This window comes from Streptomyces thermodiastaticus (assembly GCF_014656135.1).
GTDB classification, from domain to species: Bacteria; Actinomycetota; Actinomycetes; order Streptomycetales; family Streptomycetaceae; genus Streptomyces; species Streptomyces thermodiastaticus.
Window position 1 is genome coordinate 58,818 of record NZ_BNBV01000019.1, and the last position, 21,104, is coordinate 79,921.

Sequence of the window (21,104 nt, forward strand, 5' to 3'; positions counted from 1 at the left end):
TAGCGGAAGGCAACTTTTCACTACCGGCAGTAACATGATCAACTGCTGCGCCGGGTACTCTCCGCGGCGCGCGCGGGAGACCTGTGTCCCGTCCTACCCCCGTGCGAGGATCCTGATGCCGTCCCAGGACGATGCTCTGCGGCAAGCGCAGTCCACCTACGAGAACCACATGCGGTCCTGCCGTCAGTGCGCCGCCGACTCCGTGCCGTGCGCCGTGGCGAAACATCTTCTGCGCCTGTACAACAACGCCCGGCGGGCCGCCGCCCGGCAGAGCTGACCACACCCCGACGAGGCGGCGGGACCGGCACCCCGGTCCCGCCGCCTCGTCGCATGCCCACCGCCGGGTGGCGGCACGAAGGTTCGGCCGCAGGCATCGAAAAGGCCACCGACATCCCCGGCGCGCCGCCGCAGTTCTCCCACATATCGCCCTGAAACGTGTGTTATTCAGTCATGCACACACCTACGCGGCGTACCTTGCTCAGTGCCTCGCTCATGGCTGCCGGCTCGGCACTCCTGGGCTGCTGTTCGGGATCCGGCTCCGCGAGGCCGGATCCACTCACGGGAACCGGGCGCGAGGCGCACCCTGCGCCGGACGCCGGCACCCGCCGCTTCGTACCCAAGGGCCCCGAGGGGTATGTGAACCCGTCCGACCCGGAGGTCCTGGCCGTCGAGAAGGAGCGCGGGGGCGGGCCGGTGCGCAGGTTCCGGCTGACCGCCGCCGAGGCCCGGGTGGACCTCGGCGGACGGACCGTCAGGACCTGGGCGTACGGCGGCGATCTGCCCGGCAAGGAGGTGCGGGTCACCGCGGGCGACATCCTGGACCTCACGCTCGTCAACCACCTGCCCGTGGACACCACGCTGCACTCGCACGGTGTGCGCCTGCGCTGCGACATGGACGGTGTGCCGGACCTCACCCAGCGGGGCATCGCACCGGGCGCGGAATTCGCCTACCGCTTCACGGTGTCGCACCCGGGCACGTACTGGCTGCACTCGCACTCCGGCATGCAGCTCGACCGCGGTCTGTACGCGCCGCTGATCGTGGAGGACCCCAAGGAGCCGCTGACGTACGACAAGGAGTGGGTCGTCGTCCTGGACGACTGGCTGGACGGCGTGGACGGCTCCACGCCGGACGGCGTGCTCACCCAGCTGCACCACGGCAGGCGTCCGCCGATGGACATGGGCGGCCCGTCCGGACACGATCACGACACGGCCGCAGGGTCCGGCCCCTCCCGGGTGCTGCGCCACTCCCACAGTCCCCTGCTCAGAAGCATGGGCGGCAACGTCGACTTCCCCCACTACCTGGTCAACGGCCGGCTCCCGGAGGCCCCCACGGTGTTCCGGGCCAAGCCCGGGGACCGCATCCGGCTGCGCATCATCAACGCGAGCGCGGACACCGCCTTCCGGGTGGCACTGGGCGGCCACCGGATGACGATCACGCACACGGACGGCTACCCGGTGCAGCACACGAGCACCGACGCCCTGCTGCTGGGCATGGCCGAGCGCTACGACGTCCTGGTCACCGCAGAGGACGGGGTGTTCCCGCTGGTGGCGCTGGCCGAGGGCAAGAAGTCGAGAGCCCTCGCGGTGCTGCGCACGGCCGGCAGCGGGGACCTGCCGAAGCCCTCGGTGCACCCGGACGAACTCGAGGGCCGTATCGTCCCGGCCCGGCGCCTGGTGCCCGACGAGTCGGTGGCGTACTCCGACCGCACACCGGACCGGCACATCCGGCTCCGGCTCACCGGCAACATGAAGGCCTTCAACTGGGCCTTCGACCACAAGCCGTACTCCGTCGAGCAGCGCCACGCCGTGCGGCAGGACGAGCGGGTCCGGCTCACCGTCATCAACGCCACCGACATGTGGCACCCCGTCCACCTGCACGGCCACACCTTCGCCATGACCGGGCTGGACGCCGCCGGTGCGCGCAAGGACACCGCGATCGTGCTGCCGCACCGCAAGCTGGTGTGCGACTTCTACGCGGACAACCCCGGCCTGTGGATGCTCCACTGCCACAACCAGTACCACTCGGAGTCCGGGATGATGACGATCATCGGCTACCGCAGGTGACAGGAACCCGGTCACCTGCGGCCGGCCCCTCACCCCTTCGGTCCGTCCCGCCGGGCGGGCTGCGGGCGACACCGCCGATCCTGACCGGGAGAGGATCGCCGTCCCGGGGTGCCCGCCACGCCGGGCACCCCGGGGCCCCGGCCGCCGGAAGGGGCGGAACACCGATGCGCATCGTCGTCGACCTGAACAGATGCCAGGGCTACGCCCAGTGCGCGTTCCTCGCGCCGGAGGTGTTCACCCTGCACGGGGAGGAGTCGCTGGTCTACGCCCCCTGGGCCGGCGACGAGCACCGGGAGAAGGTCGCCCGTGCCGTCGCGGCCTGCCCGGTGCGGGCGATCACCGCGGACGGCCTGGACGCGGACGAGGAGCGGCCCGCACCGGCCGGGCGGGAGGCGTGAGGATGCACGAGCCGTACCACGAGTGGCTGCGGCGCGAGGGCCGTATCGTCGTCGTCGGCGCCTCACTGGCCGGGCTGCGCGCCGCGGAGACCCTGCGGGCGGAGGGTTTCGCCGGTTCCCTGACCATGATCGGCGACGAGCCCCACCCGCCGTACGACCGGCCGCCGCTGTCCAAGGCGGTGCTGCTCGGGCGGGCCGCCCCGGACCGCACCGAGCTGCCGCGGCGCCGTGAGATCGACGCGGACTGGCGGCTGGGCGTGGCCGCGATCGGGCTGGATCTCGCGGGCAGACGGGTGCGGCTGGCCGACGGCGGCGAGGTGCCCTACGACCGGCTGCTGATCGCGACCGGGGTGCGCGCCCGGCCCTGGCCCGACGAGGACGAGGCCCGCCTGGACGGGGTGTTCGTGCTGCGCACCCGGGGCGACGCGGTCCGGCTGCACCGCAGGCTGAAGGCGTCGCCGCGCCGGGTGTTCGTCATCGGGGCCGGCTTCACCGGGTCGGAGATCGCCTCCGCCTGCCGGCAGCAGGGCCTCGCGGTCACCGTGGCGGAGCGCGCGGACGCGCCGCTGGTGGGCGCCCTCGGCTCGGTCGTCGGCGCGGTCGCTGCGGACCTGCACCGGGAAGGCGGAGTGGACCTGCGCACGAACGTCCAGGTCACCGCCCTGGAGGGCGACCGTGTCGGCCGGGTGCGGGCCGCGCACCTGTCCGACGGCAGCGTGGTCGAGACGGACGTCGTGGTCGTCGCGCTCGGCGCGGTCCGCAACACCGAGTGGCTGGCGGGCTCCGGGCTGGCCGCGGGACCGCGCGGGGTGGCCTGCGACGCGGGCTGCCGGGCCTTCGACGTCCGGGGCATCGTCACCGACGACGTGTTCGTGGCCGGCGACGTCGCCCGTTCGCCGCACCCGCTGTTCGGCTACCAGTTCCTGTCCCTGGAGCACTGGGGCAATGCCGTCGCGCAGGCCGAGGTGGCCGCGCACAACATGATCAGCGGCTCCTCCGACCGGCGCCCGCACCTGTGGGTGCCCGCCTTCTGGTCGTCGCAGTTCGGGGTGAACATCAAGTCCATCGGCGTCCCGTCCATGGGCACCGAGATCATGATCACTCAGGGGTCTCTCGCCGAGCGCCGGTTCGTCGGGGTGTACGGCCACCAGGGCCGGGTGATCGCCGCGGTGAGCTTCGACAACACCCGGTGGCTGGACTTCTACCAGCGGCTGATCGAGACCGGCGCGCCGTTCCCGGTGGAGTTCACCACGGTGGACCGCCGGCCCGAGGGGCGCAGGCCCGTCCCGGCCGCATTCCCCGACCCGTCCCTGCCCACGCACGGACCGACCGTGACCGTCAGCGGCTACGCCCCCTCCGACCGACGGCTGGTCTTCACCCCGGCCCGCCCGTGACCGACGCCCGCCCGCACCCGTGGCCTCGACACCCTTGGACCTGTCATGACGGACTCCTCGCTGCTGCGCCGGATCACCGACCCCGCCTCGCGCGCCGACCCCTATCCGCTGTACGAGGAGCTGCGCCGCACACCGGTGCTGCACGAGGAGGAAGGCGGCGCGTACGCCGTCAGCCGCTACCACGACATCCTCGCCCTGCTGCACGATCCGCGGATCAGCTCCGACGACCGGCGGCTGGCCGACCGGGGCGACGACGAGCTGCCGGGGCCGGAGGGCACGGTGCTGCCGCCCAGCTTCATCCGGCTCGATCCGCCCGAGCACGACCGGCTGCGGCGCATCGCCAACAGCGCCTTCGGGCCGCCGCACCGGCCGCACCGGATCGACGGCATGCGGGGCGAGCTGGCCGGCATCGTCGGCGAGCTGCTGGACGGCCTGGCGTCCGCCGCGGCCGGCGGCGGCGAGATCGACCTCGTCGACGAGTTCGCCTATCCCTTCCCGGTGACCGTGATCTGCCGGCTGCTCGGGGTGCCGCGCGAGGACGAGCCGCGTTTCCGCGGCTGGGTCGACGTGATCGTCGCCGGGCTGGATCCCGAGACCCGCCACGACCCGGCGGCACCCGCCCAGCGGGCCGCGCGGCAGGCCCGGGTCCAGCTGGGCATGTATCTGGCGGGCCTGGTGGAGGAGCGCTCCCGGGAGCCCCGCGACGACATGCTGTCCGATCTGGTGGCCGGCCGGGGCCCGGACGGCGCCATGTCGACGATGGAGGTGCTGAGCACCGCGGTGCTGCTGCTCATCGCGGGCCATGAGACCACGGTCAACCTCATCACCAACGGCATGCTGACCCTGCTGCGCCACCCCGAGCACCTGGAGCGTCTGCGCGAGGACGCCGCGTACGGCGTGCCGGTCGTGGAGGAGCTGCTGCGCTACGAGCCGCCGGTGCAGCTGCTGCCCTCGCGAACCTGCATCACGGACATCGAGGTGCACGGCGTGACGATCCCCGAGGGCGCCCGGATCTGGCTGATGCTGGCCGCCGGCAACCGCGACCCGGAGCGGTTCGCGGACCCCGGCCGGTTCGACCCGGACCGGCCGGACAACGAGCACCTCGGGTTCGGCAGCGGGGTGCACATCTGTTTCGGCGCTCCCCTGGCCCGGCTGGAGGCCCAGATCGCGCTCACCGAGCTGGCCCGCCGCCTGGACGGCCCCCGCCTGCTGCAGGATCCGCCGCCCTACCGGCTCAGCCCGGTGCTGCGCGGCCCGCGTCACCTGCCCCTCGGCGTCGACGGCGTGCGTCCCCGGCAGGACGGCTGACCCTGCCAGTCGGCACCGGCCGGGCCTGCGCACCGGGTCCGGAGGGCCCCCTGAGCGGCGGCCGTCCGGCACGGCCCCAGGTCTACGGCATGAAGACACCGCAGGGGGAAAGCCCCGCGCGCGGAACACATGCCTGTACACCTGCCGGGAACCGACCAGAACAGGACGCACGCTTCCGGAGATGCCGAGCAGTCCGCCCCCGCATGGCGCACGGAGCCCGCCGCACCCCGCCCCGCCTCTCCCCGTCCCGACCTCGCTCTGGCGCGTGACTGCGAGCACTGCCGGGGCTGGGGCACCGTCATCACCCGTGACGGCGACCACCTCCTGTGCGCCGTCCGCCAGCCGGTCGCCGGCGCCGCGGACCCCCGGCAGCAGGTGCCCGTGCACCGGCGCTCTCCCGACCGACACCCCCGGGCCCCGTCCGGCCCGGGGGGTGCTCCGTCCGGGTGACTCCCACCGTTCGAGTGGTGCACCGCCGGGGGCGGTCGTAGCGTCGTAGACGGTTCAGACCTCCTCGGACGGGAGCGGACATGGGCACACACTCAGTGCGGACCGCGGTCACCCTCGTCATCGCCGGACTGTTCACCGCGGGGTTCGGCACGGCATCGGCCGCCCCGGCACCGGCCGACCGGGACCCTGGGCACCCGGTGCTCGTCGACTGCTTCTGGAAGGCCAAGGCCCGGCCGGACGCCTTCATCCTCGCCTGCGGTGACGGCAACAGCCGCCTGGCCGGGCTGCGCTGGTCCCAGTGGGACGACAAGGCCGCGGTGGCCAGGGGCACGAGCCTGGTCAACGACTGCAAGCCGTACTGCGCGGCGGGCCGGTTCCACTCGTATCCGGTCGAGGTGCGGCTGGAGAAGCCCGCGCCCTGGAAGAAGAACCCGCAGGTGAAGCAGTACACCCAGATCACCCTGCACTTCACGGACGGCCGTCCGTCCGGGTACGGCAAGCAGGTGACCTACCCCCTGTGGAGCTGAGGCCCTGCGCCGCGCACGGGACCGTCCCGTTGCGCTCAGCCGCCGAGGATCTCGGCGAAACGCGCGGTGTCGATGTTGCCGCCGGAGACGATGACACCGACCCGGCGCGGGAGGTTCTCCACCCGGCGGGCCAGCAGCGCGGCGAGGGTGCACGCACCGCTGGGCTCGACGACCATCTTCAGGCGCTCGAAGGCGAACCGCATCGCCTCTCGGATCTCGTCGTCGCTGACCACGCAGATGCCGTCCACCAGGCGGCGGTTGATCGAGAAGGTCAGCTCGCCGGGTGTGTCGGCGGCCAGGCCGTCCGCGATGGTCCTGGGCACGGGAACGGACACCCGGCGGCCCGCGCCGAGGGAACGCCGGGTGTCGTCACCGGCCTGAGGCTCCACCCCGACCACGCGCAGCCCGGGCAGCAGGCCCTTGCCGGCCGTGGCGCTGCCGGCGATCAGCCCGCCGCCGCCCACCGGCACGATCAGCGCGTCCAGCTCGCCGGCCTCCTCGATCAGTTCCAGCGCGGCGGTGCCCTGCCCGGCGATGACGTGCGGATGCTCGTAGGGGGGTATGAGCGCCAGTCCGCGCTCCTCGGCCAGCGCCCGGCCGAGGGCGACCCGGTCGCCGGTGTATCGGTCGTAGGTGACGACCTCCGCTCCGTAGCCCTCCGTCGCCTCCCGCTTGGACCGGGGGGTGTCCTCCGGCATGAGGATCACCGCACGGGTGCCCAGCTCCCGGGCGGCCAGGGCCACGGCCTGGGCGTGGTTGCCGGAGGAGTATGCGGCGATACCCCGGGCCAGTTCGCCGGCGGACAGCCGGGAGGCGGCGTGGTAGGCGCCGCGGAACTTGAAGGCACCGATCCGCTGGAAGTTCTCGCACTTCACATGGACCTCGGCGCCGGCCAGGGCGTCCAGGGTGCGGGAGCGCAGGACGGGGGTGCGGTGCGCCACGCCCTCGATCCGCCGGGCGGCGTCGCGGACGTCGTCGAGAGTGACGGGCAGGGTGTCGCTCATACGGGTAACTCCTCCTGACCGGACCAGGCGCGGACGCACCACCCGGCCCGGGCCCGTCGGTTCGACCGAGTGATCTTCGCGAGGAGTCTACGGACATCAGTCAGGGAGCCCCTATGCACGCGATGGTCAAAGGCCTGCTGGCCGGCGCCGCCGGAACCCTGGTGCTCGACGTGGTCACCTACGGCGATGCTGGTGCGCGGCCGGTCCTCCAGCGGCCTGCCGGCCCAGGTGGCCGAACGCCTCGCCGGCGCGGCCGGGGTGCCGCTGGGCGGCGAGGGGACCAGGGACAACCTCGCCCAGGCGGCCGGCGCGCTGCTCGGATACGCCACGGGGGTCGTCACCGGGACGGTGTACGGGCTGCTGCACCGCCGGCGGCCGCCCCTGCCGGTCCTGGTGGGCGGGCCGCTGCTCGGCGCCGCCGCGATGGCCGGCAGCGACGCGCCGGCGGTCGCGCTCCGGCTGACCGACCCGGCCTCCTGGGACGTGATGTCGTGGGTGTCCGACATCGTCCCGCACCTGGCGTACGGGCTGACCACCGCCGCGGTGTACCAGGCGCTCGGCTGACCGTCCGGACATCCCACCGGGCAGACTCGGACACGTCCGGCGCACGGGGTTTGGTCCGCGCACCGGCGGGCAAGGCCTACTTTTCGGGCCCGTTCCATCCGGTGCCGAGGCGGGAGGCTGAGCGAGATGCGCGGACGCAAGCGGCACGCACGGGCGGCCGAGCCGCTGCCGCTGGAACTGTGCGACCTGTGCGGTGTCACCCTCCCGCCGGACCGGACGGTGTGCACCTATGTGCCGGACTCCTCCGCGGCGCTGCCCGGCCGCGACGCGTACGACGGCCTGCGGCTGCTGACGGCCTGCTGCGAGCAGCACCTGACGGCCCTGCGCGAGCAGTACCGGGCGCGGCCCTTCGTCCAGGAGGAACTGTGGGCCGCCAAGATCGAGCGCGAGCTGAACGCGGGCACGCCGGTGCTCACCATGACGCAGCTGGGCTGCCGCACCGGGCTGCACGAGCCGGAGATCCGCCGCGCCATCGCCTGGCACAACGCCCACCTGCCGCCACGGCCCTGATCGTCACCGTGCCGGCGGACGCCGGTGGCCGCCGACGCGGGCCACGGCTGCCGCGGGGGTGCGCCGACGACTGCTCGACGGTTCGGGTGTGCCGCGCGTGACGGCGGTGTCCCCGGGGCGGGCGTAGTGCCGCCGTTTCCGGCGCGCGCCCCGCGGGCACCCGTGCCAGGCTCGTGAAAGGGCCGACGGGCAGGGGCCGTTGCCGTGACGGCCGGCGGCGGGGGCGGGTGTCGCGAGGGGCTGTTCCGCCCGCTGGCTGAGGACCGAGGGCACGAGGCCCCGCGAGCGCTGAGCCGAGGAGGCGTGGATGAACGACGGCGAGCGGACGGCCGCGGGCCCGGCGGGCGGCGCCCCGCCGGACACGCACCGGAGCCTGCCGCACGGGCCGCGGGCGGACGTGGCGCGGGCGGCCGGTCACCGTGATCCCCCGCCCCGCATGGGCTTCTTCACCGACACCTCCGTCTGCATCGGCTGCAAGGCGTGCGAGGTGGCGTGCAAGGAGTGGAACGGGGTGCCGGAGCACGGCCTGGAGCTGACCGGCATGTCGTACGACAACACCCAGGGGCTGGGCGCGAACAGCTGGCGGCATGTGGCGTTCGTCGAGCAGCGCAAGCCGCTGGGCGGTCAGGAACCGGGGGTGGCACACGCCGGCCCGGACGTGTTCAAGGCCGCCCGCGCCCTCGGCACCTCCCCCGGCGCCGGGACACCTGCGCCGGAGACCGCGCCGGCCGGAGCGCCCGCCGGGGAGATTCCACCGGTGGCGCCCGGTGGACGCACCGAGCTGCGCTGGCTGATGTCCTCCGACGTGTGCAAGCACTGCACGCAGGCGGCCTGCCTGGACGTGTGCCCCACGGGGGCGCTGTTCCGCACGGAGTTCGGCACCGTCGTCCTCCAGGAGGACGTGTGCAACGGCTGCGGGTACTGCGTGCCGGCCTGCCCGTACGGGGTCGTCGGCCGCCGGGAGGGGGACGGGCGGGCCTGGAAGTGCACGCTGTGCTACGACCGCCTGGGTGCCGGCCTGGAGCCGGCCTGCGCCAAGGCCTGTCCCACGGACTCCATCCAGTTCGGCCCGCTCGAGGAGCTGCGGGAGCGGGCGGCGGCGCGGGTGGCGCAGCTGCACGCGGCCGGGGTGAGAGACGCGCGGCTGTACGGGGAGAGTCCCGAGGACGGTGTCGGCGGCGACGGAGCGTTCTTCCTGCTGCTCGACGAGCCGGAGGTGTACGGGCTGCCGCCGGACCCCGTCGTCACCACCCGGGATCTGCCCGCGATGTGGAAGCAGGCGGCGCTGGCCGCCGTCTCGCTCGCCGCGCTGGGCGTGGCCGGTTTCGTCAGGAGGCCCCGGTGAGCGAGTCGGACGTCACCCGCGGAGGGTTGGAGGGTGCGCGGCCGGGGCGGGAGGCCGTCACCGGTGCGCACGCCGGGCGGCGCCGGCGCCGGCGGCGGGACCGCCGGGGCGAGCAGCCGGTGGTCCCGGAGGCGCACTTCTCCTCGTACTACGGCAGGCCGGTGCTGAAGGCGCCGCCGTGGAGGGCCCTGGACATCGCCGGCTATCTGTTCCTGGGCGGTCTGGCCGGGGCGTCGTCGCTGCTCGCGGCCGGGGGTCAGGTCACGGGCCGGCCGGGGCTGGCGCGGGTGGCGAAGCTGGGCGCGGCGGGCGCGATCACCGTGTCGCTGGGGGCGCTGGTGCACGACCTGGGCCGGCCGGCCCGGTTCGTGAACATGCTCCGGGTCGTCAAACCCACCTCGCCGATGAACATCGGCTCCTGGCTGCTGGCCGGGTACGCGCCGCTGACCGTGGCCGCCGCGGCCGCCGATGTCACGGGGCGTCTGCGTGTGATGGGTGCGGGGGCCACGGCGGTTGCGGCGGTGCTCGGTCCGGCGGTAACCACGTACACCGCGGTGCTGCTGTCCGACACGGCGGTGCCGTCGTGGCACGAGGGGTACCGGGAGCTGCCGTTCGTGTTCGCCGGCTCCGGTGCGGCCGCGGCGGCCGGGCTCGCCCTGGCCTGTGCGCCGCCCGCGCAGACGGAACCGGCCCGGCGGATGGCGGTGCTGGGTGCCGTCACGGAACTGGGCGCGTTCCGTCTGATGAAGCGGCGGATGGGCCTGGTGGCCGAACCGTTCGAGCAGGGCCGGCCGCACAGGCTGCTGCGGGGTGCGGAACTGCTCACCACGGCCGGTGCCGCACTGGCCGCCTGCGCGGATGCCGTCGGCCGGGCGGGCGTGGGGCGGCGCCTGGGCCGGGTGCCGGCGGCGGTGGCCGGGGCGGCGCTGCTGACCGGTTCGGCGGCGCTGCGGTTCGGGGTGTTCCACGCGGGAGTGGCCTCCGCGCAGGACCCGGCGTACACGGTGGTGCCGCAGCGGGAGCGGCTGCGGGCCCGGTCGGGCTGATGCGCGGCCTGCCGTCGGGTGTGCGGGGCGAGCGACCGTTTGCCCCGCCGTCTTGCGGGCACCCATGGGCTTCGAAGGCTGGGGACGAGCGGGGTTCGGCGGCCGCTTGAGGCAGTGGGGCCGGTGCGGCCGCCGGCGTCGCGGATGCCGGCCGCCGCGTGCCGCGCGACAATGGTCGGCAGGACGACGCACGGCACCGGGCGTCCGGAGCGAGGACGCACGCGAAAGGGCTCAGGTCATGGGCGTACGCACGTGGATCGGCTCCTGGCCGGTGTACCGCCAGCTCAAGGGCACCGACCCGCTGGGGCGCGGGGCCGCGGCCGAGAGCGGCCGTACCGCGCGGCTGACCCCGCGTGTGGCCTCGGCCGACCGGGTGGTGAAGTCGGTGTGCCCGTACTGCGCCGTGGGCTGCGGCCAGGACGTGTACGTGGAGAACGGACGGGTCACGCAGATCGAGGGCGACCCCAACTCCCCCGTCTCCCGCGGCCGGCTGTGCCCCAAGGGCTCGGCCAGTCTGCAGCTGACCACCGGCGACGCCCGTGAGCACCGGGTGCTCTACCGGCGGCCGTACGGCACCGAGTGGGAGCACCTGGATCTGGACACGGCGATGGACATGATCGCCGACCGGGTGATCGCGGCCCGGCGTGCGGGCTGGCAGTGGGAGGCCGACGGGGTGCGCACCCGGCGCACCCTGGGCATCGCCAGCCTCGGCGGAGCCACCCTGGACAACGAAGAGAACTACCTCATCAAGAAGTTGTTCACCGCGCTCGGGGCAATCCAGATCGAGAACCAGGCACGTATTTGACACTCCTCCACCGTTCCCGGTCTGGGAACCTCGTTCGGCCGCGGCGGCGCGACCACCTTCCAGCAGGATCTGCAGAACGCGGACTGCATCGTCATCCAGGGCTCGAACATGGCCGAGTGCCATCCGGTCGGGTTCCAGTGGGTGATGGAGGCGAAGGCCCGCGGCGCGAAGGTGATCCACGTCGACCCGCGGTTCACCCGGACCAGTGCGCTGGCGGACCTGCATGTGCCGCTGCGGGCCGGCTCGGACATCGCCTTCCTCGGCGGGATCGTCAACTACGTGCTGAGCAACGACCTGTACTTCCGTGACTACGTCGTGGCCTACACCAACGGGCCCGTGGTGCTCGGCGAGGACTTCCGGGACACCGAGGACCTCGACGGCGTGTTCTCCGGGCTCGACGCGGAGCACCGCAGCTACGACAACGCCTCCTGGCAGTACCAGGGCATGGAGGTGCAGGCGGCCGCGGGGCAGCGCGACGCGGAGTACGACCGGCGCACCGGCCGCGGACGCTCCGTCAGCGAGGCGGCCCGCGGCGAGGCGCACGGATCCGGGGGCGCGGACATCGGCGAAGGCGAACCCGAGCGGGACGAGACGATGACGCACCCGCGGTGCGTGTTCCAGGTGCTCAAACGGCACTACGCCCGCTACACCCCCGAGATGGTCGAGCGGATCTGCGGGGTGCCGCAGGACCTGTTCCGGCAGGTGTGCGAGCTGGTCACGCAGAACTCCGGCCGGGACCGCACCACCGCGTTCGCCTACGCGGTCGGCTGGACCCAGCACACCGTGGGCGTGCAGTACATCCGCGCGGCCGCCGTGCTGCAGCTGCTGCTGGGCAACATCGGCCGCCCCGGCGGCGGCATCCTCGCGCTGCGCGGACACGCCTCCATCCAGGGGTCCACGGACATCCCGACCCTGTTCAACCTGCTGCCCGGGTACATCCCGATGCCGCACGCCCACGAGCACCAGGATCTGGAGTCGTTCGTACGGGCGGAGGCGCAGCGCAAGGGGTTCTGGGGCGACATGCGCGCCTACCTGGTCAGCCTGCTCAAGGCGTACTGGGGCGACGCCGCCACCGCCGACAACGACTACTGCTTCGACCACCTGCCGCGGCTGACCGGCTCGCACTCCACCTACGAGACGGTGCTGGCGCAGCTGGACGGCGTCTGCAAAGGCTACTTCCTGTACGGGGAGAACCCGGCGGTGGGCTCGGCCGACGCCAGGCTGCAGCGGCTGGGCATGGCCAACCTGGACTGGCTGGTGGTGCGGGACTTCTCGCTGATCGAGTCGGCCACCTGGTGGAAGGACGGCCCGGAGATCGAGTCGGGCGAGCTGAGCACCGAGGACATCCGCACCGAGGTGTTCTTCCTGCCGGCCGCCGCACACACCGAGAAGGACGGCAGCTTCACCAACACCCAGCGGCTGCTGCAGTGGCACCACCAGGCCGTCGAACCGCCCGGCGACGCCCGCAGCGACCTGTGGTTCACCTACCACCTCGGCCGGATCGTCCGGGAGAAGCTGGCCGGCTCCACCGACCCCATGGACCGGCCCGTGCTCGACCTGACGTGGGACTACCCCGTGAAGGGTGCGATGGCCGAACCGGACGCCGAGGCGGTGCTCGCCGAGATCAACGGCCGGGACGCCGACGGCAACCCGCTGGCCTCCTACGAGCAGCTCAAGGACGACGGGTCGACCGCGTGCGGCTGCTGGATCTACTGCGGTGTCTACGCCGACGGCGTCAACCAGGCGGCCCGCCGCACCCCGGGCAGGGAACAGAACTGGGTCGCGAACCAGTGGGGGTGGGCGTGGCCCGCCAACCGCCGGATCCTGTACAACCGGGCCTCGGCCGATCCGGACGGCAGGCCGTGGAGCGAGCGCAAGGCGCTGGTGTGGTGGGACGCGGAGAAGGGGCAGTGGACCGGCCACGACATCCCGGACTTCCCCAAGGACCGGCCTCCCTCCTGGCAGCCGCCGCCGGGCGCCAGGGCCGCCGAGGCGCTGTCGGGCACGGACGCCTTCGTCATGCAGGCCGACGGCAAGGGCTGGCTGTATGTGCCGTCCGGGCTCACCGACGGCCCGCTGCCCACCCATTACGAGCCGCAGGACTCGCCGTTCGTGAACCTGCTGTACCGGCAGCAGCGCAACCCGGTGCGCCATCTGATGCCGTCCCTGCCGGACAACCGCTACCAGCCCAGCGGTGACGAGCCCGGCTCGCAGGTGTTCCCGTACGTGGCGACCACCTACCGGCTCACCGAGCATCACACGGCCGGCGGCATGTCGCGCTGGCAGCCGTACCTGGCGGAACTCCAGCCCGAGTTCTTCTGCGAGGTCTCCCCCGAACTGGCCGCCGAACGCGGACTGGAGCACACCGGCTGGGCGACGATCGTCAGCGCCCGGGGTGTGATCGAGGCCCGGGTGCTGGTGACCGACCGCATGCCCCCGCTGACCGTGCACGGCCGCACCCTGCACCAGGTGGGCCTGCCCTACCACTGGGGGCCGAACGGGTACAGCACCGGCGACGCAGCGAACGAGCTGCTGCACCTGGCCCTGGACCCGAACACGCACATCCAGGAGACGAAGGCGTTCGCCGTGGACATCCGCCCCGGCCGCCGTCCCCGGGGTCCGGCCGCGCAGGCTCTGGTGCGGGCCTACCGGGCGCGGGCGGGCATCGACGACCGTACGGGCACCGAGCTGTGACAAGGCGCCGGCCGCCTCGCGCACACCTCACCGCAGCACGATCGAGTGCGGTCCGCGCGGCACGAGTTCCCCGATCACGGGCGCGCCGGGGATCTGACCGGCGACGAGCAGACCGCCGGAGGTCTGGGCGTCGGCGAGCAGCAGCCGCGTGTGAAGGTCCGTGTCGCCGAAGTCGGTGTACGGGGCGACCCACTCCAGGTTGCGCCGGGTGCCGCCGCTGACGTAGCCGTCCCGTACGGCCTCGCGGGCGCCGTCCAGGTACGGGACGGCCGCGGTGTCCACCACGGCGGTCACGCCCGAGGCGCGGGCCAGCTTGTGCAGATGGCCGAGGAGACCGAAGCCGGTGACGTCGGTGGCGCAGGTGACGCCGGCGGCCAGGGCCGCCTCGGACGCCTCCCGGTTCAGCGTCGTCATCGCGGCCACCGCCTGCTCGAACCGCTCCCCGGTGGCCTTGTGACGGTTGTTCAGCACGCCGGTGCCGAGAGGTTTGGTCAGCGACAGCGGCAGTCCGGGCCGGCCGGTGTCGTTGCGCAGCAGCCGTGTCGGGTCCGCCAGTCCGGTGACGGCCATGCCGTACTTGGGTTCGGGGTCGTCCACGCTGTGCCCGCCGCCGACGTGGCAGCCGGCCTCGGCGGCGATGTCCAGCCCGCCCCGCAGCACCTCGCGGGCCAGGTCGAAGGGCAGCACGTCACGGGGCCAGGCCAGCAGGTTGACGGCGACCACGGGGCGGCCGCCCATGGCGTACACGTCGGACAGCGCGTTGGCGGCGGCGATGCGCCCGAAGTCGTAGGGGTCGTCGACGACCGGGGTGAAGAAGTCGGCGGTGGACACCACCGCCTGTGCCGGGCCGCCTGAGGGCGCCGGGAGGGAGACGACGGCCGCGTCGTCGCCGGTGGCGAGCCCGACGAGCAGCGGGGCGCCGGGGGCGGCCGGCCGTGCGGCGGTGAGGCCGGCGAGCACGTCCTCCAGTTCGCCCGGCGGGATCTTGCAGGCGCAGCCGCCGCCGTGGGCGAACTGCGTGAGCCGTACGGGTGTTGCGCGGGTGGTGGTCATGCCGGGTCCTTCCGGTAGCCTGACGGGCGGTGGAGGCGTGTGGGTGCCTGGTGGCCCTCCCGGTCTTCAAAACCGAGGTGTCCGAGGATCTCGGGCAGGCGGGTTCGATTCCCGTCCGCCTCCGCTGCCGCAGCGTGTCTGCGCCGACCTGTAACCCGCCTCACGCACCGTCAAACGCGTCGGATCGGGGGGAAGATGCGCCGCACCACCGCTGTTCTGCTCGTCGTCGCCGGTCTCGCCCTGGGCGGCTGCTCCGGCAGCACCGCCCCTGCGCCGGAGCCCGACTGGAGCCTGCTGACGCGCAGCGCCTCCCCGGAGGAGATCGCCGCGTGCACCGAGGCTGTCCTGGAGAAGAAGGAGGGCGCGCCGGAGTGCGCCGAGCTGCCGCCGGACGCCTACGCGGAGGTGCTGCGGCGGATCGTCGAGCACGACCAGGACGCCCTGCGCAGCGCGAACGAATCGGTGCCGCCGGCCCTGCCGTAGGCCGTGTCCGGATCAGGCCGGGCCCGGCCGCCGTGCGCCACCGTCCCCGCGGCAGCGCCGGTGCTGCTCGTCGACGCGTTCGGTGAATCCGCGGGCGTCGAGATGTTCCAGCAGCGGCACCGCGACCCGGCGGGTGGTGTCCAGGGCCCGGCGCGCCTCGCTGAGCGTGAAGGGCTGTGGCAGGCTCCACAGCACGGCGGCGGCACGCTCGTCCGCGCCCGGGAGCAGGACGATGTCGTCGGTGACGCGCATCAGCGCGCCCGCGGCGACGGCGGCGGCCAGCGCCTTGCGGTCCAGGCCGAGTTCGGCGAGACGGCCGGCGTCGGGTGCCCGGAACGGCGCCTTCTCCAGGTCGCGGCGCACCGCGTCGACGGCCGCCCGGACCGGTGGCGGCAGGACGGGCCGCAGGCTGCCGGAGACGTACAGCCGGCCGTGCCGGCAGGTGAGTCCGGGATGTCCCGGGGTGCCGGCGAGGGCGTCCACCAGACGGCGGTCGGGCAGGTCCAGCAGCCGGCGTGCCGCCTCGGTGGGCAGGCCCGGCTCCAGAGGGTTGCGCCGGGCGTGCCGCTCGGCCTCGGCGGCCAGCCGGGCGCGCAGCCGCGCCCAGTGGGCGGGGTCGGCCAGCCAGTCGCCGGTGACGGGATCGGCGGGCGCGGGCACGCCCATCGCCCGCAGTTGCGACCGGCGGACCAGGCCGCGGCGGCGCAGTTCGGCGGCGGGATCGGGGTGTCCCGTCATCGTGGCCAGCTCCTCCGCCCGGGCCCGGCCGGCGCCCCGGCGGGTCAGCGGCGGCGGGCACACGTCCAGCACGGTCACGGCGCTGGGCGGGCGGGTGCCGCCGGGTTCGCGCAGCACCGCGCGGTCGCCGACCCGCAGCGGCAGCGGCCGGCTCAGTGTCAGCCGCGCGGTGTCCTCGCCCAGCGGGCGGACGGTCACGGGAACGGCCGCCGTGCCGATGTGCAGCATGACCGCCCGCGGCAGGTCCGCGGCCGGCTCCCCGGTGATCCGGACGTCGGTCACACCCGTGGGCAGCCAGCGGTCGGGGGTGAGCAGGACCTGGCCGCGGCGCAGCACACCGTCGGGGCAGCCGTGCACGTTCACCGCGACCCGGGCGACCCCGCTGACGGCGGTCCGCTCCTGGTGGAGGCACTGCAGGGAGCGCACCCGGGCGACGGCGGTGCCGTCGCCCGTGACCAGCCGGTCGCCGACGCGCAGGGTGCCCGCCGCGAGGGTGCCGGTGACGACGGTGCCGTGGCCGCGGACGGTGAAGGCGCGGTCCAGCCAGAAGCGCACGTCGGCGTCGGCGGGCGGCACGGGCAGGGCGGCGGCCAGCCGGTCCAGCTCGGCGCGGAGCCGGTCCAGCCCGCTGCCGGTGACGGCGCTGACCGCGACCGCCGGCACGGCGCCGAGGCTGGAGCGGGCCATCCGCTGCCGGGCATCGGCGCACACCGGGGCGGGGTCGGCGAGGTCGCTGCGGGTGACGGCGAGCACGGCGTGGCGGACGCCGAGCGCGTCGAGGATCGCCAGGTGCTCCTCGGACTGCGGCTGCCAGCCCTGGTCGGCGGCCACCACGAACAGCACGGCGGGCACGGGTCCGACGCCCGCCAGCATGGTCGCCACGAAGCGCTCGTGGCCCGGCACGTCGACGAAGGCGAGCGGCTCGCCGCCGTCCTCGGGGCGGGTCCACACGAAGCCCAGGTCCAGGGTCAGCCCGCGGCGCCGCTCCTCCTCGTACCGGTCGGGTTCCATCCCGGTCAGCGCCCGCACCAAGGCGGACTTGCCGTGGTCGACGTGGCCCGCGGTGGCCAGCACCCGCATCCCGGCTACCTCCGTGCCCGGGCCGCCGTGCGGACGGCCTCGGCGAGCAGGGCGTCGTCCTCCTCCGGCACGGCCCGCAGGTCCAGCAGGCAGCGGCCGCCCTCGCACCGGCCCACCACCGGGACCGGGCCGGTGCGCAGGGCGGCCGCCCAGGCCTCCGGCAGGGACAGCGCGGCGCTCGGCAGCGTCACCCCGGGCGCGCCGCCTCCGCCGACGGTGGCCGCGCTGGGGACGGCGTGGACGTCCAGTCCGGGGCCGCGCAGCTGGCCGGCGAGGCACTCGGCGCGGCGGGTCAGGGTGCGCGGATCGGCGTTCAGGGCCCGGGCGGTGGGGGTCTCGGGGCCCGTGAGGGTGGCGTGCAGGGCGGCCAGGGTGAGCTTGTCCACGCGCAGCGCCCGGGCCAGGGGATGCCGTGCCAGCCTGCCGACGAGATCGGCGTCGCCGAGGATCAGGCCGCACTGGGGGCCGCCGAGCAGCTTGTCCCCGCTCGCGGTCACCAGTGCCGCGCCCTCGGCCAGCCGGCCGGCGGCGTCGGGTTCCCCGGGCAGCAGCGGATGCGGGGCGAGCAGGCCGGAGCCGATGTCGGCGACCACGGGTACGCCCAGCCCGGCCAGGTCGCGCACCGAGGCGGCACGGGTGAAACCGGTGATGCGGAAGTTGGAGGTGTGGACCTTGAGCACGAAGGCCGTCCCGGGGCCGATCGCGGCGGCGTAGTCCTCGACGCCGGTGCGGTTGGTGGTGCCGACCTCGCGGAGCCGGGCGCCGGTGGAGACGAGCAGGTCCGGCAGCCGGAAGCCGTCGCCGATCTCCACCAGCTCGCCCCGGCTGACGACGATCTCCCGGCCGGCGGCCAGGGCCGTGGCGGCCAGCACCAGGGCCGCGGCACCATTGTTGACGACGTGTGCGGCGCCGGCGGACGGCACCCGCTCGCGCAGCGCCCGCAGCACGCTGCGGCCGCGCCGGGCCCGGACACCGGTGGCCAGGTCGAGTTCCACGTCCGTGGGTCCGGCGGCGTCCAGCACCGCCAGCCGGGCCGCCGCCGACAACGGCGCACGGCCGAGGTTGGTGTGCAGCAGCACCCCGGTCGCGTTGATCACCGGGCGCAGTCCGCCGGCGGTGCGCGGCAGCAGGGCCACCGCGGTGTCGGCCACCGCCTCGGGCGGCACGGTGCCGTGCCTGGCCTGTTCCTGTGCCTGCCGGACCGCCGCCTTGACCGTCCCCGGCCCCAGCCGGCCGGCGGCGGCCGCGAGACGCGGGTCCTTCAGCACCGCGTCGGTGCGCGGGATGCGGCGGCGTGCGTCACCGGGGGCGGCGCCGGTGACGCCCGGCTGTGCGCCGTCCTCGTCCGGTTCCTGCTCCGTCCCGCGTTCCGTGACCCGCCGGCCCATGCGGACCCTCCGTTCCACGCCCGGACTGATGGCTGTGCAGGACACCACATGGTCGTCCGTGGCCGTCTCCGGCCGCCGCACGACACGCCGGGCACCGCGGTGGCCGGCTCGCCGCGCCGCCCCGGTCGGCCGGTGCCGAACAGGCGGTCGTACGCGTCAGGTGGTGCTGAGCAGGCGGTTGAAGAAGGAGCGGTAGCGGCGCAGCGCCCTGCGCAGGGCCTCGGTGTCCGCCTGCTCCCCCTGGCTCCACTGGCTCTCCAGTTCCTGCTTGTGCTGGGCGAAGGTGGCCGCCAGCGTCTGCATCACCTCGGCGACCAGGGTGTCGGCGGTGTGCACCGCCTCCCGCGGGTCGTCCACGAATCTGCTCTGGGCCTCCTTCCAGCGGTCGCGGAAGCCCTGTTCGTCCTCGGGGCTCAGCAGGCGCGGGGTCTCCTCCGCCGTGGCGGCCTGCCCTGCGTCCGGGGCCCGCGTGGTGTCCCGCGGCTGCGCCTCGGGCTCTGCCGACGGCGCGCCGGAGGGGGCGGGCGCCGCGGCCGTCCGGTCACCGGTGCCGGCCGGTTCACGCGTCCCGGCCGGTTCACGGGTGCCGGCCGGCTCGCCGGTGCCGGAGCGGCGCGGCGGGGCCTCGCCCGTGCTCTCGCCGGGGTAGACCGGCGGTGCCGGGGCGTCCGTCCGCGGCGGCGCCGATCGCGAGGCCGGACCGCCGGACCGCTCCTGCAGAAGATCTTCGGTGGACAGGCCGCTGCTGCGGCTCGGTTCCTTGTCGCTGTGCATGGCTTCCTCCGTGCCGGGCCCGCGCCGTGTCCCGACGCCGGCCGCGACGGCGGGCAGGTGGTCAGGACGGGGCGTGCCGGGGCCGGCTCCCGTCGGAGAGCAGTTCGTCGAAGAGCACCCGGTAGTGGACCATCGCGCCGCGCAACTGCTCGGTGGTGGCCTGGCTGCGGGTGGTGAGCGTCTCGATGTCGTGAGCGGCGCGGTAGTGGTCGAGGGTGCGGCTGTGCTCCACGGACAGATCCGCGGCCTGCTGCTCGAATCCCTCGGTCGGGTAGCCGCGCTCGTGCATCAGCGACGTCACCAGCCGGTCGGCGTCGTGCACCGCTTCCTCGGGCCGGTCCACGAACTCTTCCTGCACGCCGCTCCACTCGCGGGCGTACCGCTCGCGGACGTCGGCGGACAGCGGCCTGATGTCCAACTGGTCGTGCCGCTTTTCGCGTTCCCTGAGCCGGCGCTCACCGGCCTGCCTGCTCTCCGCCTGCTCCACCGTGCGTTCGTATTCGGGTCCGAAGCGCCGGCGCAGCCGGCGACGCCGTGTCAGCAGCGAGGCACCGACGGCGATCAGAGCGAGGACGACGACGACCGGGATGATGATCGCGAGAAGTGTTCCCGTTGACATGTCACACACCCCCTTGGGCATTGCTCCGCGTGCCCTGCCTGGCGCGCTTCATGCGCACGGCGGACAACCCCCGGGAAACGGTGGCCTCTCCCCTGCGCCGCGACGGTCCGCCGAGCGGCCTCGCAGGGCGGGTTTTCCCACGGACACGTGTGAGCGGGTCCCGCGGACCGTGCCCGAGATGCCGACGGTGGAACCTGCGACTAGCGTCGGGAAGTGACAGCCGCAACGGGGCACGCCCCGACCGGCGAGGTCTCCACAGGGGGCCGTGGTCGCGGAGTTTCCTTCGCAGGTGACACCGCGGCCGTCGGAGACAGAGACGTGCTTTCACAATCGAGCGGCGACGCCTCTGGGCCGCGCCGCACTTTCCCCGAACAGGCAGCGCGGCCGTCCATCTTGCGCCCATTCCTGCGCGAGACGGTGGAAAGGAAAGGTAATACCCATGCGAGCACAGCGCGTCAAGCGCCTCTTTGCCGTGTCTGCAGCCGGCGTCCTCATGGCCGGTGGCGCCGCGATCGGCACCGCGGGTACCGCAGCGGCGTCGGGCTACGACTCCCACCAGGCTTCCGGGTACAGCAACCTGTATCAGGGCGGCCACGACGGATGGGACGGAGACCACGACCACGGCGGCCACGGCGGCCACGGCGGCCACGGCGGCTACGGTCACGGCGGAGGCCACGGTGACGACCACGGTGGCGGCCACGGCGGCCACGGTGGCTACGGTCACGGCGGAGGCCACGGTGACGACCACGGTGACGGACACGGCGGCCACGGCGGCTACGGCCACGGCGGAGGCCACGGTGACGACCACGGTGACGGACACGGCGGCCACGGCGGCTACGGCCACGGCGGAGGCCACGGTG

At 74.2% G+C, this 21,104-nt stretch carries 19 protein-coding genes and 1 tRNA gene; 14 read left to right on the plus strand and 6 right to left on the minus strand.

Annotated features, from left to right (window positions below; translation table 11 throughout):
* Nucleotides 1-115: 115 nt before the first annotated feature.
* From IE286_RS17885 to IE286_RS17910, 6 genes are all read left to right on the plus strand, one after another.
* Complete coding sequence (locus IE286_RS17885) at nucleotides 116-277, plus strand: hypothetical protein (RefSeq protein ID WP_168131981.1); 162 nt, start codon at nucleotides 116-118, stop codon at nucleotides 275-277.
* A 173-nt stretch (nucleotides 278-450) separates the two neighbouring features.
* Nucleotides 451-2,064: a multicopper oxidase family protein gene (locus IE286_RS17890; protein WP_189797763.1), complete on the plus strand. Its 1,614-nt coding sequence runs from the start codon at nucleotides 451-453 to the stop codon at nucleotides 2,062-2,064.
* 164 nt (nucleotides 2,065-2,228) lie between these two features.
* Complete coding sequence (locus IE286_RS17895; protein WP_189797764.1) at nucleotides 2,229-2,462, plus strand: ferredoxin; 234 nt, start codon at nucleotides 2,229-2,231, stop codon at nucleotides 2,460-2,462.
* Nucleotides 2,463-2,464: 2 nt separating this feature from the next.
* On the plus strand, nucleotides 2,465-3,856 hold the full coding sequence (locus IE286_RS17900) for an NAD(P)/FAD-dependent oxidoreductase (protein ID WP_189797765.1): 1,392 nt from the start codon (nucleotides 2,465-2,467) through the stop codon (nucleotides 3,854-3,856).
* Between the two features lie 45 nt (nucleotides 3,857-3,901).
* Nucleotides 3,902-5,164: a cytochrome P450 gene (locus tag IE286_RS17905; protein WP_189797766.1), complete on the plus strand. Its 1,263-nt coding sequence runs from the start codon at nucleotides 3,902-3,904 to the stop codon at nucleotides 5,162-5,164.
* 530 nt (nucleotides 5,165-5,694) lie between these two features.
* Nucleotides 5,695-6,141 (plus strand): hypothetical protein, encoded by a 447-nt coding sequence (locus tag IE286_RS17910; protein ID WP_189797767.1) that lies wholly within the window; start codon nucleotides 5,695-5,697, stop codon nucleotides 6,139-6,141.
* Nucleotides 6,142-6,176: 35 nt separating this feature from the next.
* Here IE286_RS17910 and IE286_RS17915 read toward each other — a convergent pair whose 3' ends face one another.
* Entirely contained in the window at nucleotides 6,177-7,145 is a 969-nt protein-coding gene (locus IE286_RS17915) for a pyridoxal-phosphate dependent enzyme (protein ID WP_189797768.1), read from the minus strand.
* A 186-nt stretch (nucleotides 7,146-7,331) separates the two neighbouring features.
* Here IE286_RS17915 and IE286_RS17920 point away from each other — a divergent pair, with 186 nt between their 5' ends.
* The 5 genes from IE286_RS17920 to fdh all read left to right on the plus strand — a co-directional run bounded on the left by IE286_RS17920 (nucleotide 7,332) and on the right by fdh (nucleotide 14,109).
* Nucleotides 7,332-7,709 carry a hypothetical protein gene (locus IE286_RS17920; protein ID WP_229863051.1) on the plus strand — a complete coding sequence of 126 codons (378 nt, stop codon included), beginning with the start codon at nucleotides 7,332-7,334 and terminating at the stop codon, nucleotides 7,707-7,709.
* A gap of 126 nt (nucleotides 7,710-7,835) precedes the next feature.
* Nucleotides 7,836-8,219, plus strand: coding sequence for a hypothetical protein (locus IE286_RS17925; RefSeq protein ID WP_189797769.1), 384 nt, complete (start codon nucleotides 7,836-7,838; stop codon nucleotides 8,217-8,219).
* 307 nt (nucleotides 8,220-8,526) lie between these two features.
* A complete protein-coding gene (locus IE286_RS17930; protein ID WP_189797770.1) occupies nucleotides 8,527-9,564 on the plus strand; it encodes a 4Fe-4S dicluster domain-containing protein in 1,038 nt (345 codons plus the stop codon).
* Entirely contained in the window at nucleotides 9,561-10,610 is a 1,050-nt protein-coding gene (gene nrfD / locus IE286_RS17935; RefSeq protein WP_189797771.1) for an NrfD/PsrC family molybdoenzyme membrane anchor subunit, read from the plus strand. Before IE286_RS17930 ends, nrfD begins: the two co-directional genes overlap by 4 nt.
* A 238-nt stretch (nucleotides 10,611-10,848) precedes the next feature.
* A complete protein-coding gene (gene fdh, locus IE286_RS17945) occupies nucleotides 10,849-14,109 on the plus strand; it encodes a formate dehydrogenase (protein WP_229863061.1) in 3,261 nt (1,086 codons plus the stop codon).
* Nucleotides 14,110-14,136: 27 nt separating this feature from the next.
* Here fdh and selD read toward each other — a convergent pair whose 3' ends face one another.
* On the minus strand, nucleotides 14,137-15,162 hold the full coding sequence (gene selD, locus IE286_RS17950; protein WP_189797773.1) for a selenide, water dikinase SelD: 1,026 nt from the start codon (nucleotides 15,160-15,162) through the stop codon (nucleotides 14,137-14,139).
* 31 nt (nucleotides 15,163-15,193) lie between these two features.
* Between selD and IE286_RS17955 the strand changes: the two genes are divergently transcribed.
* Together IE286_RS17955 and IE286_RS17960 are read left to right on the plus strand one after the other, a co-directional pair.
* Nucleotides 15,194-15,287: transfer RNA gene (locus tag IE286_RS17955), tRNA-Sec, on the plus strand.
* A 70-nt stretch (nucleotides 15,288-15,357) separates the two neighbouring features.
* Nucleotides 15,358-15,645, plus strand: coding sequence for a hypothetical protein (locus IE286_RS17960; RefSeq protein WP_189797774.1), 288 nt, complete (start codon nucleotides 15,358-15,360; stop codon nucleotides 15,643-15,645).
* Nucleotides 15,646-15,657: 12 nt separating this feature from the next.
* Here IE286_RS17960 and IE286_RS17965 read toward each other — a convergent pair whose 3' ends face one another.
* The 4 genes from IE286_RS17965 to IE286_RS17980 form a co-directional block, all read right to left on the minus strand.
* Nucleotides 15,658-17,463, minus strand: coding sequence for a selenocysteine-specific translation elongation factor (locus IE286_RS17965; RefSeq protein WP_189797775.1), 1,806 nt, complete (start codon nucleotides 17,461-17,463; stop codon nucleotides 15,658-15,660).
* 5 nt (nucleotides 17,464-17,468) lie between these two features.
* Nucleotides 17,469-18,851 (minus strand): L-seryl-tRNA(Sec) selenium transferase, encoded by a 1,383-nt coding sequence (gene selA / locus IE286_RS17970; protein WP_189797776.1) that lies wholly within the window; start codon nucleotides 18,849-18,851, stop codon nucleotides 17,469-17,471.
* A gap of 156 nt (nucleotides 18,852-19,007) precedes the next feature.
* On the minus strand, nucleotides 19,008-19,625 hold the full coding sequence (locus tag IE286_RS17975) for a hypothetical protein (RefSeq protein WP_189797777.1): 618 nt from the start codon (nucleotides 19,623-19,625) through the stop codon (nucleotides 19,008-19,010).
* A gap of 61 nt (nucleotides 19,626-19,686) precedes the next feature.
* The gene (locus IE286_RS17980) at nucleotides 19,687-20,244 is read right to left on the minus strand and encodes a hypothetical protein (RefSeq protein ID WP_189797778.1); all 558 of its coding nucleotides are present in this window, start codon (nucleotides 20,242-20,244) and stop codon (nucleotides 19,687-19,689) included.
* Between the two features lie 439 nt (nucleotides 20,245-20,683).
* On the opposite strand from IE286_RS17980, the gene IE286_RS17985 reads away from it, so the two are divergent.
* On the plus strand, nucleotides 20,684-21,104 hold a 421-nt coding region (locus IE286_RS17985; RefSeq protein ID WP_229863062.1), incomplete at its 3' end, for a hypothetical protein.

Bases quoted from the DNA above. Each gene is read 5' to 3' on its own strand.
- IE286_RS17885 (WP_168131981.1), top strand. From the start codon at position 116: ATGCCGTCCCAGGACGATGCTCTGCGGCAAGCGCAGTCCACCTACGAG.
- IE286_RS17890 (WP_189797763.1), top strand. From the start codon at position 451: ATGCACACACCTACGCGGCGTACCTTGCTCAGTGCCTCGCTCATGGCT.
- IE286_RS17895 (WP_189797764.1), top strand. From the start codon at position 2,229: ATGCGCATCGTCGTCGACCTGAACAGATGCCAGGGCTACGCCCAGTGC.
- IE286_RS17900 (WP_189797765.1), top strand. From the start codon at position 2,465: ATGCACGAGCCGTACCACGAGTGGCTGCGGCGCGAGGGCCGTATCGTC.
- IE286_RS17905 (WP_189797766.1), top strand. From the start codon at position 3,902: ATGACGGACTCCTCGCTGCTGCGCCGGATCACCGACCCCGCCTCGCGC.
- IE286_RS17910 (WP_189797767.1), top strand. From the start codon at position 5,695: ATGGGCACACACTCAGTGCGGACCGCGGTCACCCTCGTCATCGCCGGA.
- IE286_RS17915 (WP_189797768.1), bottom strand. From the start codon at position 7,145: ATGAGCGACACCCTGCCCGTCACTCTCGACGACGTCCGCGACGCCGCC.
- IE286_RS17920 (WP_229863051.1), top strand. From the start codon at position 7,332: ATGCTGGTGCGCGGCCGGTCCTCCAGCGGCCTGCCGGCCCAGGTGGCC.
- IE286_RS17925 (WP_189797769.1), top strand. From the start codon at position 7,836: ATGCGCGGACGCAAGCGGCACGCACGGGCGGCCGAGCCGCTGCCGCTG.
- IE286_RS17930 (WP_189797770.1), top strand. From the start codon at position 8,527: ATGAACGACGGCGAGCGGACGGCCGCGGGCCCGGCGGGCGGCGCCCCG.
- selD (WP_189797773.1), bottom strand. From the start codon at position 15,162: ATGACCACCACCCGCGCAACACCCGTACGGCTCACGCAGTTCGCCCAC.
- IE286_RS17960 (WP_189797774.1), top strand. From the start codon at position 15,358: ATGCGCCGCACCACCGCTGTTCTGCTCGTCGTCGCCGGTCTCGCCCTG.
- IE286_RS17965 (WP_189797775.1), bottom strand. From the start codon at position 17,463: ATGCGGGTGCTGGCCACCGCGGGCCACGTCGACCACGGCAAGTCCGCC.
- selA (WP_189797776.1), bottom strand. From the start codon at position 18,851: ATGGGCCGGCGGGTCACGGAACGCGGGACGGAGCAGGAACCGGACGAG.
- IE286_RS17975 (WP_189797777.1), bottom strand. From the start codon at position 19,625: ATGCACAGCGACAAGGAACCGAGCCGCAGCAGCGGCCTGTCCACCGAA.
- IE286_RS17980 (WP_189797778.1), bottom strand. From the start codon at position 20,244: ATGTCAACGGGAACACTTCTCGCGATCATCATCCCGGTCGTCGTCGTC.